Origin of the sequence: Bradyrhizobium sp. SZCCHNS1022 (assembly GCF_032484835.1) — a bacterium.
Lineage (GTDB): Bacteria > Pseudomonadota > Alphaproteobacteria > Rhizobiales > Xanthobacteraceae > Bradyrhizobium.
The window spans coordinates 1,760,938-1,777,268 of sequence record NZ_JAUETT010000001.1; the positions used below are offsets into that span (position 1 = coordinate 1,760,938).

At 63.9% G+C, this 16,331-nt stretch carries 12 protein-coding genes and 1 pseudogene; 10 read left to right on the forward strand and 3 right to left on the reverse strand.

What is annotated here, in order from left to right:
- Positions 1-13 precede the first annotated feature (13 nt).
- The 6 genes from QX071_RS08050 to QX071_RS08075 all read left to right on the forward strand — a co-directional run bounded on the left by QX071_RS08050 (position 14) and on the right by QX071_RS08075 (position 7,476).
- The gene (locus QX071_RS08050) at positions 14-1,390 is read left to right on the forward strand and encodes an aspartate aminotransferase family protein (protein WP_315701411.1); all 1,377 of its coding nucleotides are present in this window, start codon (positions 14-16) and stop codon (positions 1,388-1,390) included.
- Positions 1,391-1,549: 159 nt separating this feature from the next.
- Complete coding sequence (locus QX071_RS08055; RefSeq protein WP_315701410.1) at positions 1,550-2,269, forward strand: HAD-IA family hydrolase; 720 nt, start codon at positions 1,550-1,552, stop codon at positions 2,267-2,269.
- A 51-nt stretch (positions 2,270-2,320) separates the two neighbouring features.
- Positions 2,321-3,928 carry an ABC transporter substrate-binding protein gene (locus QX071_RS08060; protein ID WP_315701409.1) on the forward strand — a complete coding sequence of 536 codons (1,608 nt, stop codon included), beginning with the start codon at positions 2,321-2,323 and terminating at the stop codon, positions 3,926-3,928.
- An 87-nt stretch (positions 3,929-4,015) separates the two neighbouring features.
- The gene (locus QX071_RS08065) at positions 4,016-4,966 is read left to right on the forward strand and encodes an ABC transporter permease (protein ID WP_315701408.1); all 951 of its coding nucleotides are present in this window, start codon (positions 4,016-4,018) and stop codon (positions 4,964-4,966) included.
- Positions 4,963-5,817, forward strand: a complete 855-nt coding sequence (locus tag QX071_RS08070) for an ABC transporter permease (protein WP_315701407.1) — start codon at positions 4,963-4,965, stop codon at positions 5,815-5,817. Before QX071_RS08065 ends, QX071_RS08070 begins: the two co-directional genes overlap by 4 nt.
- On the forward strand, positions 5,818-7,476 hold the full coding sequence (locus tag QX071_RS08075) for an ABC transporter ATP-binding protein (protein ID WP_315701406.1): 1,659 nt from the start codon (positions 5,818-5,820) through the stop codon (positions 7,474-7,476).
- Between the two features lie 14 nt (positions 7,477-7,490).
- Here QX071_RS08075 and QX071_RS08080 read toward each other — a convergent pair whose 3' ends face one another.
- Positions 7,491-7,967, reverse strand: coding sequence for an Lrp/AsnC family transcriptional regulator (locus tag QX071_RS08080; RefSeq protein WP_315701405.1), 477 nt, complete (start codon positions 7,965-7,967; stop codon positions 7,491-7,493).
- A 240-nt stretch (positions 7,968-8,207) separates the two neighbouring features.
- Between QX071_RS08080 and QX071_RS08085 the strand changes: the two genes are divergently transcribed.
- The 4 genes and pseudogenes from QX071_RS08085 to QX071_RS08100 all read left to right on the forward strand — a co-directional run.
- Positions 8,208-9,533: an FAD-binding oxidoreductase gene (locus QX071_RS08085; protein WP_315701404.1), complete on the forward strand. Its 1,326-nt coding sequence runs from the start codon at positions 8,208-8,210 to the stop codon at positions 9,531-9,533.
- 591 nt (positions 9,534-10,124) lie between these two features.
- Positions 10,125-10,886 (forward strand): haloacid dehalogenase type II, encoded by a 762-nt coding sequence (locus QX071_RS08090; protein WP_315701403.1) that lies wholly within the window; start codon positions 10,125-10,127, stop codon positions 10,884-10,886.
- A 1,132-nt stretch (positions 10,887-12,018) separates the two neighbouring features.
- Entirely contained in the window at positions 12,019-14,301 is a 2,283-nt protein-coding gene (locus QX071_RS08095) for a TonB-dependent siderophore receptor (RefSeq protein WP_315701401.1), read from the forward strand.
- Between the two features lie 51 nt (positions 14,302-14,352).
- Positions 14,353-14,637: pseudogene (locus QX071_RS08100) on the forward strand (hypothetical protein); the annotation flags it as partial.
- Between the two features lie 219 nt (positions 14,638-14,856).
- Here the strand turns inward: QX071_RS08100 and QX071_RS08105 are convergent.
- Positions 14,857-15,387: a ParB N-terminal domain-containing protein gene (locus QX071_RS08105; protein WP_315701400.1), complete on the reverse strand. Its 531-nt coding sequence runs from the start codon at positions 15,385-15,387 to the stop codon at positions 14,857-14,859.
- A gap of 273 nt (positions 15,388-15,660) precedes the next feature.
- The gene (locus QX071_RS08110) at positions 15,661-15,879 is read right to left on the reverse strand and encodes a hypothetical protein (protein WP_315701399.1); all 219 of its coding nucleotides are present in this window, start codon (positions 15,877-15,879) and stop codon (positions 15,661-15,663) included.
- Positions 15,880-16,331: the final 452 nt, after the last annotated feature.

A 16,331-nucleotide genomic window follows, 5' to 3' on the forward strand; every position in this document is an offset into this window, starting at 1 on the left:
ACCGGAGATCATCATGCTCAGCAACTCGCTCATCGAACTCGACCGCGCGCATCTAGTGCATCCGGTCACGTCGTATCGCGGACACGAGGCGTCGGGCGCGCGCGTCCTGGCCTCGGCCAAGGGCGCGATCGTCACGGACGCCTCCGGGCATCAGCTGGTCGACGGCTTCGCCGGGCTGTGGTGCGTCAATGCCGGCTATGGTCATGAGAGCATCGTCGAGGCGGCTGCTCGGCAGATGCGCGAATTGCCTTACGCCACCGGCTATTTCAGCCTTGCCTCGGAGCCCGCCATCCGGCTCGCGGCGGCGCTCGCCGAGCGCGCGCCCGGCGACCTCAACCACGTCTACTTCACGCTCGGCGGCTCGGACGCCGTCGACAGCACGGTGCGCTTCATCCATTACTATTGGCACGTGAAGGGTCAGCCGCAGCGCGACCAGTTCATCACCCTGCAGCAGGGCTACCACGGTTCCTCGACGGTCGGTGCTGGACTGACGGCGCTGCCGGCCTTCCACGCCAATTTCGGCGTGCCGCTCAACTGGCAGCACAAGATCCCCTCGCATTATGCGTACCGCAATCCGGTCGGCAGCGATGCCGATGCGATCATCGCGGCATCGCTTGCCGCGCTCGAAACCAAGATCGCCGAGGTCGGCGGGCCGGAGCGGGTGGCGGCGTTCTACGCTGAGCCGATCCAGGGCTCCGGCGGCGTGCTGGTGCCGCCCGACGGCTGGATGAAGGCGATGCGCGAGCGCTGCCGGCAGCACGGCATCCTGTTCGTCGCCGACGAGGTGATCACCGGCTTTGGCCGCACCGGACCGCTGTTCGCCTGCACCGACGACAAGATCGTCCCGGACTTCATGACCGTGGCCAAGGGCCTCACCTCGGGCTACGTCCCGATGGGGGCGGTGCTGATGTCCGATCACGTCTATGACGTGATCGCCGACGGGGCAGGGGCCTCGGCTGTGGGGCACGGCTATACCTATTCGGCGCATCCGGTGAGCGCAGCCGTCGGCCTTGCCGTGCTCGATCTCTACGAGAACGGTCTGCTGGAGAACGGAAGGCGCGCCGGCGCACGGCTGATGGCAGGCCTGCGCGCGCTGCAGGATCATCCGCTGGTCGGCGAGGTCCGCGGCCGCGGCCTCCTGGCCGCCATCGAACTCGTGGTCGACAAGGAGAAGAAGACGCCGCTGCCGGCCGGCGTCGAGCCGTCGCGCCGCATCTTCGATCGCGCCTGGGCCAATGGGCTCGTCATTCGTGCGTTCCCCACCGGGGTGCTCGGCTACGCGCCGCCGCTGTGCTGCAGCGATTCCGATATTGATGCCATCATCGAGCGGACTGCCCGAACGCTCGACCAGACCCTGGCCGACCCGGACGTCCGCCAGGCGATGGCGTGAAAGCGGGCACGGGCAGATCGTCGCGTGTGCAGCAACGCCGATATGTCGGCGCCTGCTCCTATTCGCAATTTTGTGCCGTCGGGTCCCCACAATTCGGAAGTTTTCGCCGGAACCCGGCTCCACACTAGGACCGTCATCTAAGAGACACCTTACGCCAGGATGAACACGATGGATCTCGCCCAATTCAGGTATCTGACCTTCGACGTGGTCGGCACGCTGATCGACTTCGAAGGCGGGATCGTCACCAGCCTCGCCGAGATCGCCGCGGAATCGAACAAGGTCATCGATGGAGAGCAAGCGCTCAGCCTGTACCGCGCTGCACGCTACGCCGCCGATGCCGATCGTTTCCCGGATGACCTCGTGCGGGTCTATGACGTCATTGCGCCGCAACTCGGCCTGCCCAGGCAGACCGCGTTCGGCGAGCGCTTCCGGGATTCCGCCGCGCGCTGGAAGGCGTTTCCCGATAGCGCCGCGGCCATGGCCCGACTCGCCAAGCGCTACAGACTGATCGCGATGACCAATGCGCGGCGCTGGGCGCTGGATCATTTCGAGCGCGAGCTGGGCTCCCCGTTCTACGCGGCCTTCACGGTCGACGACACCGGAACGGAGAAGCCGGATCCCGCCTTCTTCACCCATGTGTTCGATTTCGTCGCACGCGACGGTGGCAACACGTCGCAGATCCTGCATGTCGCGCAGAGCCAGTATCATGACATTGGCATCTCCCGACAACTCGGCATCACCAATTGCTGGATCGAGCGGCGCCACGACAAGCAGGGCTACGGCGGCACCATCGAGCCCGCGTCTTTCACGAAGCCTGATTTCCATTTCCACTCCATGGCCGAGCTGGCCGACGCGGTGGACCACGTGCCAGCGACATGATGAGCTGCTGACAACTTCATTCTGCCGGATCGCAAACAGGGGAAGGTTGACATGAGCGACACGATCACCAACTGGGCTCCGAGCGACGATGGGCTGATCGAAGCGGCGATCCGGCGTGGTGCATCGCGTCGGGATCTTTTGAAGATGATGTTTGCCAACGGCGTCGCGCTCGCCGCCGGCAGCACCATCCTAGGCCGCGCCGAGCGCGCGTACGCGGCAGCGCCGAAGAAGGGTGGCTCGATCAAGGCGGCGGGATGGTCGACCTCGACCGCCGACACGCTCGATCCGGCCAAGGCGTCGTTCTCGACCGACTATGTCCGCTGTTGCTCGTTCTACAATCGGCTGACCACGCTCGACCAGAACGGCGCGGCGCAGATGGAGCTTGCGGATTCTGTGGAGTCGACGGATGCGCAAACCTGGACCATCAAGCTCAAGAAGGGCGTCACCTTCCACGACGGCAAGCCGCTGACGGCTGACGACGTCGTGTTCTCGCTGAAGCGGCACCTCGACAAGGCGACCGGCTCCAAGGTGGCCAAGATCGCGGCGCAGATGACCGGGTTCAAGGCTGTCGACAAGTCCACCGTCGAGATCACCCTGGCGAGCCCGAACGCCGACCTGCCGATGATCCTGGCGCTGCATCACTTCATGATCGTGGCTGACGGCACCACCGACTTCTCCAAGGGCAACGGCACCGGCGCCTTCGTCCCCGAGGCGTTCGAGCCCGGCGTGCGCTCCATCGGCGTGCGCAACAAAAACTATTTCAAGGACGGGCCTTACCTAGACCAGATCGAGTTCATTGCGATCACCGAAGAGAACGCGCGCGTGAACGCGCTGCTCTCCGGCGACATTCAGCTCGCGGCCAGCATCAACCCGCGCTCGCTCCGGCTCATCGAGGGCAAGGAGGGGATTGCTCTGTCGAAATCGACGACGGGCAACTACACCGACCTCAACATGCGGCTCGACATGGCGCCGGGCAACAAGAAGGACTTCATCGATGGCATGAAGCACCTCGTCAACCGCGAGCAGATCGTCAAATCGGTGCTGCGCGGCTTCGGCGTCGTCGGCAACGACCAGCCGGTCTCCCCGGCGAACTTCTTCCACAATCCCGACCTGAAGCCGAAGCCGTTCGATCCCGAGAAGGCAAAGTCTCTGTTCCAGAAGGCCGGCGTGCTCGGCTCGTCGATCCCGGTCGTGGCATCGGAAGCCGCGAACTCCGCGATCGAGATGGCGATGGTGATCCAGGCCTCGGCCGCGGCGATCGGCCTGACGCTCGACGTGCAGCGCGTCCCGTCCGACGGCTATTGGGACAATTACTGGCTGAAGGCGCCGGTCCATTTCGGCAACATCAATCCGCGCCCGACCCCGGACATCCTGTTCTCGCTGCTCTATGCCTCGGAAGCGCCCTGGAACGAGAGCCGCTACAAGTCGGAGAAGTTCGACAAGATGATGCTCGAGGCGCGCGGCCTGCTCGACCAGGCCAAGCGCAAGCAGATGTATGCCGAGATGCAGGTGATGATCGCGGAGGAGGCGGGCACCATCGTTCCGGCCTATATCTCCAACATCGATGCCACCTCGTCCAGGCTGAAGGGCTTGGAGCCGAGCCCGCTCGGCGGCATGATGGGATATGCCTTCGCCGAATATGTCTGGCTCGATTCGTGAATGTGGTCTGAGATGCGGGGCGCCGGTCGTTGAGGCCGGCGCCCTTGCGACGAACTCTCTCTCTGATCAGGCTCGCGGACGCCCAGTGTGAAACATCGGATCGCCTCACTCGTCCTTGCCCGGTTGGCCATCGCGCTGGTCACAGCGATCATTGTTTCGTTCGCCGTGTTCTTCGCCACCGCCATGCTGCCGGGCGACACCGCGACCATCCTGCTCGGCCAGGCCGCGACTCCGGAAGCGGTCGAAGGCCTGCGCAAGGCGATGCATCTCGACGATCCCGCGATCTTCCGCTTCCTGCGCTGGCTCGCCGGCGTGGTGCGAGGCGATCTCGGTATCTCCTATGCCAACAACATGCCGGTCGCGAAGCTGATATCAGGACGGCTCGTCAATACCCTCAAGCTTGCCGGCCTCACCGCTGTGATCTCGGTGCCGCTCGCACTGACGCTCGGCATCACCGCGGCGATGCTGCGCGACACGTTATATGATCGCTGCCTCACCATCGCGATCATCGGCGTCGTCTCGGTTCCGGAGTTCATGATCGCGACCCTCGCCGTGCTGCTGTTTGCGGTTTATCTCAACTGGGTGCCGGCGGTGTCCTTCACCAGCGAGATCCGTACCGCCTATGATTTCGCGCGCGCCTATGCGATGCCCGTCGTCACGCTCACCATCGTGATCTCGGCGCAGATGATCCGGATGAGCCGGGCGGCTGTCATCGAGACTCTGAACACGCCCTATGTCGAGATGGCGCTGCTGAAGGGCGCCTCGCGCGGCAGGCTCGTGCTGCGCCACGCGCTGCCGAATGCGCTCGGCCCGATCGTGAATGCGGTGGCGCTGTCATTGTCCTATCTCCTGGGCGGGGTCATTATCGTCGAGACCGTCTTCAACTATCCCGGCATCGCCAAGCTGATGGTCGATGCAGTGTCGACGCGTGATCTGCCGCTGATCCAGAGCTGCGCCATCATCTTCTGCTTCGGCTACCTCCTCTTGACCACGACAGCCGACATCATAGCCATCCTGTCCAATCCGAGGCTGCGATGATGAGTGCCGCGAGATCCACCCCGCGAAACCCGCGATTTGGCTACCGCATCAATGCGGTCGGCGTGGCTGGGGCGCTGATAGTGCTGTTCTGGATCGTGGTGGCGCTCGCTGCGCCAACGATCATTCCGCATCCGATCGGCGACATCGTCGATACCGACTATTTTGGTCCCATGAGCCGCGAGCTGTGGCTGGGCTCCGACTATCTCGGCCGCGACATGGCCTCGCGCATCCTGATGGGTGCGCGCTATACGCTCGGCATTTCCGTGGCGTCGGTCATCATCGCCGGCGTGTCGGGCGTAACGCTCGGCATGATCGCAGCGATTACCGGCGGTGCCGTCGACATGGTGCTGAGCCGCTTTCTCGACGCGCTCAACTCGATCCCGAACAAGCTGTTGAGCCTTGTCGTCGTCGCCGCCGTGGGCTCGTCGATTCCGGTTCTCATCGTCACCATGGCGGTGATCTACATTCCCGGCGCCTTCCGCTTCGCCCGCGCGCTGGCCGTCAACATCAACACAATGGACTTCGTCGTGGTGGCCCGCATCCGCGGCGAGAGCCTGTTGTATCTGATCCGCGCGGAGATCCTGCCCAACATCATCGGTCCCGTGCTGGTCGATCTCGGCTTGCGCTTCGTCTTCATCGTGCTGCTGCTGTCGGGGCTGTCTTTCCTCGGCCTCGGCGTCAAGCCGCCCTATGCGGATTGGGGCGCGCTGGTGCGCGAGAACATCGGCGGGCTGCCCTATGCCGCGCCGGCGGTGATCTTTCCATCGCTGGCAATCGCGAGCTTGACCATCGCCGTCAATCTCCTGGTCGACAATCTGCCGACCAAGATCCGCGACCGGGAGCCATCCTAGATGACGAGCCTCGTGCAGATCCGCGGTCTTCGGGTCGAGGCGACCACCGATTCCGGCCGCATGATCGAGATCATCAAGGGCGTCGATCTCGAAATCGGCGAAGGCGAGATCGTCGCGCTGATCGGCGAGAGCGGCTCCGGCAAGACTACGATCGCCATGACCCTGATGGGCTATGCGCGCGCCGGCTGCAAGATCGTTGGCGGCACGGTCGTGGTCGACAGCATCGACATGGTGGCGCTGCCCGAGAAGGACAGGGCGGCCGTGCGCGGCGCCAAGATCGCCTATGTGCCGCAGAGCGCCGCCGCGGCGTTCAATCCGGCGATCCGCATCATGGAGCAGGTGATCGAGGTCGTGCGTATCCATGGCGTGATGCCGCTGGACGAGGCCCGCACCAAGGCGGTGGCGCTGTTCCGCGCGCTGTCGCTGCCCAACCCCGACACGATCGGCGATCGCTATCCGCATCAGGTGTCCGGCGGCCAGCTGCAGCGGCTCGCCGCGGCGATGGCGCTGATCGCGAATCCCAAGCTGTTGATCTTCGACGAGCCGACCACGGCGCTCGACGTCACCACCCAGGTCGAGGTGCTGCGCGCCTTCAAGTCGGTGATCTCCGCGCATCGGATCGCCGGCATCTACGTGTCGCACGATCTCGCGGTGGTGGCCCAGATTGCCGACCGGATCGTGGTGTTGAGGAACGGCGAGGTGCAGGAATCCGGCACGACCGCCGATATTCTCGAGCATGCGCAGCATCCCTATACGCAGCAGCTGCTCGCAGCTGTGACGCCGCGTCATGCGCCGCGGGCTGAGGTGTCCGAGCCCACCGCGGTCGAGGCGCTGCTCGACGTCCATGAGGTGTCGGTCGGCTATGGCCCGCCGCGCTCGGACGGCAGGCCGGCGATCGTGGCGGTCGACAACGTCAGCCTGCGCGTGGCGCGCGGGCGCAATCTCGGCATCATCGGCGAATCCGGCTGCGGCAAGTCGACACTCGCACGCGCCATCGCCGGCATCCTGCCGCCATTCGCGGGCGGCGTCGTGTTCGATGGGCGCGAACTGGGGCGGAGCGCGCGCAACCGCAGTGTGGACCAGCTGCGCGAGCTGCAGATCGTGTTCCAGCATGCCGATACGGCGCTCAATCCGGCGCAGACCGTCGAGGACATTCTCGGCCGCCCGCTGACCTTCTACCACGGCTTGGCGCGCAAACAGCGCAACGCCCGGATCGACCAGCTGCTCGACATGGTGAAGCTGCCGCGGAGCTTGCGGCTGCGCCGTCCGGCCGAGCTCTCGGGCGGACAGAAGCAGCGCGTCAACTTGGCCCGCGCGCTGGCGGCGGACCCGAAGCTGATCGTCTGCGACGAGATCACCTCGGCGCTCGATACCGTTGTCGCCGCCGCGATCATCGATCTCCTGAAAGAGCTGCAGCGCGAGCTCGATCTTGCTTACGTCTTCATCAGTCACGATCTGTCGGTGGTGGAAGCGATCTGCGACGACATCGTCGTCATGTATCGCGGCCGCAAGATCGAGCAGATCACGCCCGAGGCGATGGCAAGGCCCGAGCATCCCTACACGCAGCTGCTGCTGTCCTCGGTGCCGAAGCTCGATCCCGCCTGGCTCGACAATCTGCGCCAGGATCCCGAGCAGGTCCGCGCCTACTGCCAGCGCTGACGCGCAGCGCGCACCTAAATCTGGAACAGGCTGGTCAGCGGCAGATAGGGTTTCACGATCGGCGACTTCAGCACGACGAAGCTGAAATACTTTTCGATGCCGATGTCCATGTCGGTCAGCCGCTCCATGATAGTCTGATACTCGCCGATTCCCGCGGTGACGAACTTCATCATGTAATCGTAGCCGCCCGAGACAAGGTGACACTCGATCACCTGGTCGATCTTATCAACCGCCGCGAGAAAGCGGGCGAAGTCGATCTGGCGGTGGTTCTTCAAGGTGACCTCGGTGAAGACGGTCAGCGTCTGGCCGAGCTTGGAGACACAGATCTGCGCCGAATAGCCCTCGATGTAACCCTCCGCCTGCAGCTTCTTCACTCGCATCAGGCAGGGGCTCGGCGACAGGTTGACCAGCTCGGCCAGCTCGACATTGGTGACGCGGCCGTTCTTCTGCAGTTCGTGCAGGATCTTGATGTCGATGCGGTCGAGCTTCATGCAGCCGGGGTCCCGTGTGACGACGCGTCCTTTTCCCACTACAGCAGAAAATTCTGCAATTGGGTCAATGAACTTCCGTAAAGCAAGAATGGGGCCGCAATCGTCCGAATTATGCGATGCAAAACAATACACTGAGGGTGTGATGCCCCGCAGAATGATATGCCGTTCGGTTGCCAAATCCAGCCCCCGCGGTGCCGGATGCCGTTCTAACCTGACGCCGCAGAAAGCCGGAGAGACCGCATGCCCGCACCGCTGGTGCACGTCGAAACATCGCCCACGCTGCCGGAGCATGCAGATGCCGTCGTCATCGGCGGCGGTATCGTCGGCGTCTTCACGGCCTACAACTTGGCGCGGCGCGGGCTTGCGGTCGCCCTGATCGAGAAGGGCCGGATCGGCGCCGAACAGTCCAGCCGCAACTGGGGCTGGTGCCGGCAGCAGAACCGTGATGCACGTGAGCTGCCGATGGCGATCTTGAGCCTCGATCTGTGGGAGCGCTTCGCCGCCGACAGCGGCGAGGCCACCGGCTTCTCGCGCTGCGGCCTGTTCTATCTCAGCAATGATGAGGCGGAGCTGGCCGGCTGGGCGCGCTGGGGCGAGTTCGCCAAGACCGCGGGCGTCACCACGCACATGCTCGACAGCCGGCAGGCGACCGAGCGCGGCGCGGCCACCGGGCGCAGCTGGAAGGGCGGCGTGTTCTCGCCGACCGACGGCACCGCCAGCCCCGCGGATGCAGCGCCCGCGGTGGCGCGCGCCATCCTGAAGCAGGGCGGCACCGTGCATCAGATGTGCGCCGTGCGCGGCGTCGAGACCAGCGGTGGCCGGCTGTCGGCCGTCGTGACCGAGCGCGGCAGCATCCGCACAAAGATCGCCGTGCTCTCGGCCGGCGCCTGGGCCGCGTCGTTCTGCCATCAGCTCGGCGTCGCGCTGCCCATCGCCTCGATCCGTTCCTCGGCGCTGGCGCTGTCGCCCTCCGCGGAGCCGCTGCCGCCCGCGCTGCACACCGCCGCAGTCTCGATCACGCGGCGCGGCGATGGCGGCCATACGCTTGCCATCAGCGGCCGCGGCCGCGTCGACCCGACCTTGCAGCAGCTGCGCTTCGCGCCGCAGTTCCTGCCGATGTTCGTCAAGCGCTGGCGCAGCCTGCTGCCCGGCGGCCTCGAAGGCCTGCGCTCCGGCCACGAGACGCTCGGCCGCTGGCGGCTCGATGAGCCCTCGCCCATGGAATACACCCGGATACTCGATCCGAAGCCGGACCAGGCGACCATCCGCCTCACCCATGGGCGCGCGGTGGAGCTGCTCCCGGCGTTGAAGCAGAGCCGGATCACGGCGACCTGGGCGAGCTATATCGATTCGACGCCAGATGGAGTGCCTGCCATCGGCGAGCTCGCCGCGCTGCCCGGCCTGATCGTCGCGGCCGGCTTCAGCGGCCACGGCTTCGGCATCGGCCCCGGCGCCGGCCATCTCATCGCCGATCTCGTCACCGGCGCAACGCCGATCGTCGATCCCAAGCCCTATGAGCCCGCGCGTTTCGCGCAGCATGAGTCCAAGAAGGTCGCAGACTTCTGACGGTCGCCTTACAGGGACTTGAGCCCCCGACGAAGTGACGGCCGCACGGTTCGCCAATTTCCCCTTTGCACTTCCACGGCCTTTCGGCTGCGGCCGAGTTCGTTCGGTCGTTTGGGTCATGCTCCTAAAGAGCTTTGCAGAACAATGATGCCGTTTCTCCCCAAACGGATTGCTAATCCGCTGATCTTGTTGGCTTTCCCCGCTTCCCTAGGGAGCGCCATTTCCGGAAGATGCCTTTGCCGCCGGAGGCCGCCGTTTTTCCGCCTTGGCATCCGGGTGCCGCCACGGGCCGCCCTCACGCTTCCAGCGAGTTTGGATCGCCAGAAGGCATCCTGGCCGTTGTTCGGTTATCACCATTCCCACCTCTTGGCCGCCGCTCATGCGCCGACACGCGCGGCCAGCCGCGTGAAGTCTCCGCGCGCCCCACACAAACGTGACAAACCGGCGAAGGTCGCGGTCACAACGTGACACTGTGTCACCATTCGCAGCCGGCCATCGTTCCATTCGGAGCAGCCTGTCCCTACAAGCGGTCGTCGATTTGACGTCGCGCCATTGCGCAGGATCTGAGCCAGCTGGGCCGCGACAGGATGAATGGAGTACGAGGCCGTGACGGAGCGGGTGTTTGCGAGAGATGGCCGGGCGCTGGACGGAATTCGTGCGCTCGCCTTCGATGTTCAGGGCACATGCGTGGATTTCTATCAGCCCATCCTTCGCTTGGGTCATGCCGCCAACCGGGCCAAGGGCCTCGACATCGATTGGGCTGCGCTGTCCTCCGAATGGCGCGATCTCTACCGCCAGGCGCTCGACCATGTCATCGCGGGTCGCCGGCCATGGCTGCGCGTGGACCGCATCTATCGCGAAGCTCTGGATACGCTGCTGGAGCGGCAGGGACTGTCGGCAGCGTTCACGACGGTCGAGCGAGATGAGCTCAACCAGATCTGGACTCGACTTGATGCCTGGCCGGACAGCGTCGAAGGGCTGACGCGATTGCGGCGGCGCTTCGTCACGGCCACCCTTTCCAATGCCGGCATGGCGGCGGTGGTCGCGGTGGTCAAGCATGCCGGCCTGACGTTCGATGCTGTGCTGACCGCTGAGCTCGCACACAGTTACAAGCCGGCGCCCGCGGTTTACCAGCTCGCAGTCGATTACCTCGGTTACCAGCCGGGTGAGATCTTGATGGTCGCCTGCCACAAATACGATCTGAAAGCTGCGCGCGCGTTCGGAATGCGCACCGCATTCGTGGCGCGTGAATTGGAGTTCGGTCCAGGCGCGAAGGTCGATACCGCATCGGAGGCCTGGTTCGACATCTACACGGACAGCTTCGTCGCCCTCGCCAGCGCATTGGGAGTCTAGGAAGCCGAGGCTTGGTTCTCTGCGTCCCAACCGAAACACCGTAATCTCAAATTCCGTAAGAGTTCTGTTCCGAATGGCGCACCATGTCCGGCGCCAATCTCTGATCTGACGCCGCGGCTTCGCAGCCTCGCGGCGCGTTTTCGCGTCCGAGCTTTGCTCTCTGGACGCCCTCTTCAATGAGGAGGGCGCAGGGAAGGCCGGGTGCAGGCCGCACCCATGGCCCGCCTGCAACAAGAAAAGCAGGCGGCAGTCACCACAGGATTGGCCGATACAACCGGCCTTCCCTGCGCGATGGTCTTCACGGCTGCTCCGTGCTCTCCCAGGGGACCGGGCTTGTTTGCCCCCGTCGTCGGCATCGTCGCCGACCAGACACCAGCGTCGGGGTGTCGGGACCACACGGCTTGACCGTCCGCACCGGCTCGTTCGTCGGCGCGCATCTTGAGCATGGTCTTGGCCGGAAAACCGCTGACGCACTTTTCCGGACCATGCTCGCGCGCTGCGACCCGATGCGGCCACCGCATCCCACGCTCCACGGTCCGTGACGATCGCGAAACGCCCCTCCAGTGAGCGCGAGACGGCGAGGATGATCGTTCTGATTTGCCCGACGACACAAGCCGCGCAGGATGCGACAGAGTGGCACGACGGGCAATTTGCGCAGGGCTGGGATGCAGGGTGGCGATGGTCAAGCTGAGTTCGAGAAAGGGATAAGTGCTCTTCGAGTCTCTTCTCTGCATAGGATTAAGTTGAGTGCACTGTCACCGTAATCATACCTGCCAGATTTCAACAGAACTGATTTGGAAATTACCAGCGATTTTGAAACGTTTCAAATTCGCGCGTCGACTACGCAAGTCGCTGATGATCGAGACCTTCTAAATTCGTGGCGCCATCTTTGCGTTGCGGTCACCATGGCGGCTCTCTAAGAGTTTTTGCAGACAGAGACGGTGATCGGATTTTCCCGTAACGCACAAACTAATAAGCCGGGATGGCAGATCCGCGAGATCTAATTAAGTGGGCCATGGGGAGACAGCCGAGCTCGGATGCCGAGGGCGGATCGTCGCTTCATTGTCGGCGCGGGGGCGAGCGTAGACCATTTTACGTGGGGGACGCGCTATTGACGGGGTGCTTTCCAGAAATGCAGCTTGATATTGATAACTGGACGCTGACGCGCTTTGGACGCGCGTTTCTGAGTGGAGTCGCGTTGCTGGCGTGGTTCGGATCGCCCGCCCGATCCCAAACACCGCAAGACGCCAGATCCCTTCCGCCTGTTACAGTGGAAGCGCCGAAGCATCACTCTGCCAGCCGCGGACCGACCAAACGAAATGCTGATCGCATTCGATCAACTTCCCGGCGTAGCCCGGCGCCCGGCGCCGCGCAAACCGGAGGCGTCGTGGCACAATCGCGGCCGTCGCGATCAGGCGTCGTGCCCGCCTTTGCAGGCGATCAGGTCGCGCGAGGGGCGCGGCTAGGGCTGCTCGGAAACATCGACGCGATGAAATCGCCGTTCAACGCAGCGAGCTACACGGACAAGTTCATTCGAGACCAGCAGGCCGCAACAGGCGCGGACTCACTGATCCTCGATCCCTCGGTGCGCAGCTCCCACCCGACGGGCGGCGTGCTCGACTCCTTCAACATTCGTGGCTTCCCGATCAACGAAGGCAACAATGGCGAGTTCGGTTTCGAGGGCCTTTACGGAATTGCGCCGACCTATCGCATCTTCACGGATTACGTCGAGCGCATCGAGGTCCTCAAGGGGCCTTCGGCCGCGCTCTCGGGCGTTGCCCCCAATGGCGGCGTTGGCGGTGTTATCAACGTCGTGCCGAAGCGCGCAGGGGAGGACTTGACCCGCTTCACCGCGGATTACGGCTCGGCTGCACGGTTCGGCGGTCACTGGGATGTCGCGAGACGTTACGGCGGGGGCAGGGAGTGGGGCGTGCGGACCAGCGGCAGCCTGCGTGGCGGCGATACGTCCATTGACCACCAGTCCGAAACGACGGGTGTCGGGTCGTTGGCCCTGGACTATCAGGGCGAGCGGTTCAGGTCCTGGCTCTACCTCATCGCCCAGACCGATCGGTTCGACGCTCCGTCTCGTCCGTTTCTCGTTGCTTCGGGTCTGCAAGTGCCAAAGGCACCGGACGCGCGGCTGAACGTGACCCAGCCCTGGGAATGGTCGCATATCAATGATCAATCCGCCTTGCTGCGTACCGAATACGATCTGAACGATCAGCTCACGCTGTTCGCCGACGTCGGTGGATCACGGACCAATGTCGAGCGCTTCTTCGGTCTTCCGACCATCGTCAATACGAGCGGCGACACGACATCGACGCCCCAGTTCTTCGGGCTCAGCATCGAACGAACCACGTATGATGGCGGTGTCCGGGCCCGGTTCGATACCGGCTTTATCCATCATGCAGTCGCCATCCAGGCCTCGATTTATCATGATGCGCTGTATCGGCGGCTCACCAACGGAAGTCTAGTCACTTCGAACATCTATAATCCGACCGTGGCGCCGACCCAGTTTGCGAACGAGATCAGCGGGCGGCCTCGGCTCTCCGATAGCGAGCTTACGGGACTCTCGATCGCCGACACTTTATCGGTGCTGGATGAGCGCATCCTGCTGACATTGGGGGGCCGGCGCCAGGGCATCGAGGCGAACAACTATCTGTCCAATGTCGGAACGCTGACGTCTTCCTACGATAAGAGCGCGACCACTCCGGTCGTCGGTCTCGTCATCCGCCCCCGGGACAATGTTTCTCTGTACGCGAACTACATCGAAGGCCTCAGCCGGGGTGATGTCGCGCCTCAGACTGCGTCCAACTTCGGTGAGGTGCTTCCTCCTTATATCGCCAGGCAATACGAGGCTGGCATCAAGGTCGACTTCGGCCGGGTCGCTACCACCTTCAGCGCCTTCGAGATCTCGAAGGCGAGCGGCGAGCTGGCGGCCGGGCGGTTCGCGGCGACGGCAGAGCAGCGGGTTCGTGGCCTTGAGTTCAACGTGTACGGCGAACTCAGGCCCGATGTCCGTGTTCTCGGAGGCTTCTCGCTGCTGGATGGCACCCTGACGAAGACAGCCGTCGCGGCAAACGTGGGCAACACGCCGATTGGGGTTCCGAACGTTCAGGCCAATATTGGAGCCGAGTGGGATCTTCCGTGGATGAGGGGGCTCACCTTGAATGGGGCGGTCATCTACACGGGTAAGCAATTCGTCGATACGGCGAATAGACAACCGATCGCGGATTGGACGCGTCTCGATCTCGGCGCCCGCTATACGACGGCGATCAATGGCAGGAAAACGGTCTTTCGCGCGAACGTACAGAATGTCACGGGTGAGAATTACTGGTCCAGCGTGGCCTCGTTCGGGACGTTCTTCCTCGGAGCGCCGCGCACGTATCTCCTGTCGATGACCGTGGACATGTAATCGCTGAGCGTAGGCGTTCCTGCTGCTCAAAAGAAAATCAGGCTGGTCGATATGCAAGTTTGCCTCCTTTCTCCATGGCGCTTGATCCCGACCGAAGAGGTCGATCCCGATCGAGTGACTGAGCTGCAGGCACAGATCCTCGACGCGGCGCGCTGGGCCGCTCCGGTCACGGCGGAGAAGGACGCCCTGTTCGTGATGGACGGCCATCACCGGCTGGCAGTCGCCCGTCGCCTGCAACTGCGGCTGATGCCCGTGATTCTCCTGGACTACAGCGCAGTGCGCGTGGAGAGCTGGCGCCCGGGCGAGACGATCACGCCTACGTGCATCTTCGCGATGGTGGTTACGGTGACAGTGCACTTAATTGCTGGGTATGGGCGTCGGGGCTGGGGGCAACAATCATGATCGGGTCGCGCCGGATTAAGCACACTGTCAACGTAATTCCGGTATTCCACAAGAATATCGCGGTGGATCATGCTGCGCTGCTCCGCCCTTCGGGCTGCTGCCGACTGGAACTTCGCGGGCGAGTCAGGGCCGGCCGGTCGTGCGGTTAGACGGTCAGTATCGACCGCCGCTACGCTCTTGTTGCTTGATCCAATCCGATAACGTCCGGGGTGCTGATCCGGAACGCGTGGGACGCGATTGTTTCGACGTTGCGGTGGGCTTGCTCCGCATCGTCGTCTCCGGGTGCGCGCGCTGACGCCTCGCAGCGTCTGCCTCTGCGCCAGCACTTGATGGAGTGGCGAGCTTTTCCGCAGCCTCTTTTTCGAGACGGAGTTTCCTCAGTCGCTCCATCTTCTCGCGTTCTGCGTCTAAAGCTTGAGACGGTTGCGTCCTCTCGCGGGCCGCCTCGGCCGAGACCAGCCGTCCGAGGATCGCGCGTTCCCCGAGCGCCTTGCACGCTTCCAGCCGATGAAGTCCCTCGACCAGGACGAAGTGGTCCTTCTCGCGCCGAATCAGGATCGCATCCTGCTGTCCGATGTCCAGAATGCTCTCCGCGATGTCTTGCACCACCTCGGGGTTGAGAGCGCTCCGTTTCTTCTCGGGAACGCGGATCTTTTCGATGGGGAAGCTTTCCGGCTCGGACACAGTTGATGCTCCCTGGTGATCGCGCCCGATCCGACGGACCGGTCGGAATGTGTCGCGGATCCCAAGTCGGAACGAGCATCGCGCAAGCGATGGAGACACGGGGCACGCGCGTCCACAATAGGGACATTGCGCTTCGGATCGCAAGCGTGGCGATCGGGACGACGGGGGCGTGCCTTGCTTGCGCGATGGCACCATCGCGACGTCATTGCATGCAGCTGCGCCGCTCAGGTGCGGGACAACCGCGAACTCGCGCGGGACGTTGAGCCGCAACGCTCAGACGGAGCGGCGCGGGGAGCCGCGAAAATCCGCCAGCGCCTTGCGGGCGACGATGCCGAGTTCCCCGAGCGTCGTCCTCCGGCTCTGGGCGGCGTCTGCCAGGCGCTGGGCGATGAAGGCGCGGACCTCATGATCGCCGCCATTCGGCAGCACGCGGCAGGTCTCTTCCAGCGCTCGTTCCATGTAGGTTTTGATGGGATCGGTCAGCTCGTACACATTACCCTCTCGCCGAACTCGCTGAGCTCAAAGCTTCGATGCCGTCAGCATTCGCCTCGGAATGCACGCCGACTGGCCCTGAATCACATGAGCTAACCGCCGCCGGTTTGGAATCCGTTAGCCTACGGGGCAGGCATGCAACGGAGCATGCGTGCCGGCGCTGGCAGCTTCTCAAATTTGCGTGCGCCAAAATTGCGCCGCAATGCTGCATTGCGACGCGATCGTCGCGACGTGAAGACGTTGCGATCGCGGGAAGCGCGCAGGGCTTGGGAAAACAGGCCGACGATGTCTCGCGCGGCCATCCTTCGAGACGCTCGTCTCCGGTGCGTTCCTCAGGACGAGGGCGACTTCGCGGCATAATGGCGGATCCTCACCATGAGGGTCTACGATTCACCGCGGAAAATGTCCTCATCCTGAGGAGCCCGCCGCAGGCGGGCGTCTCGAAGGATGGC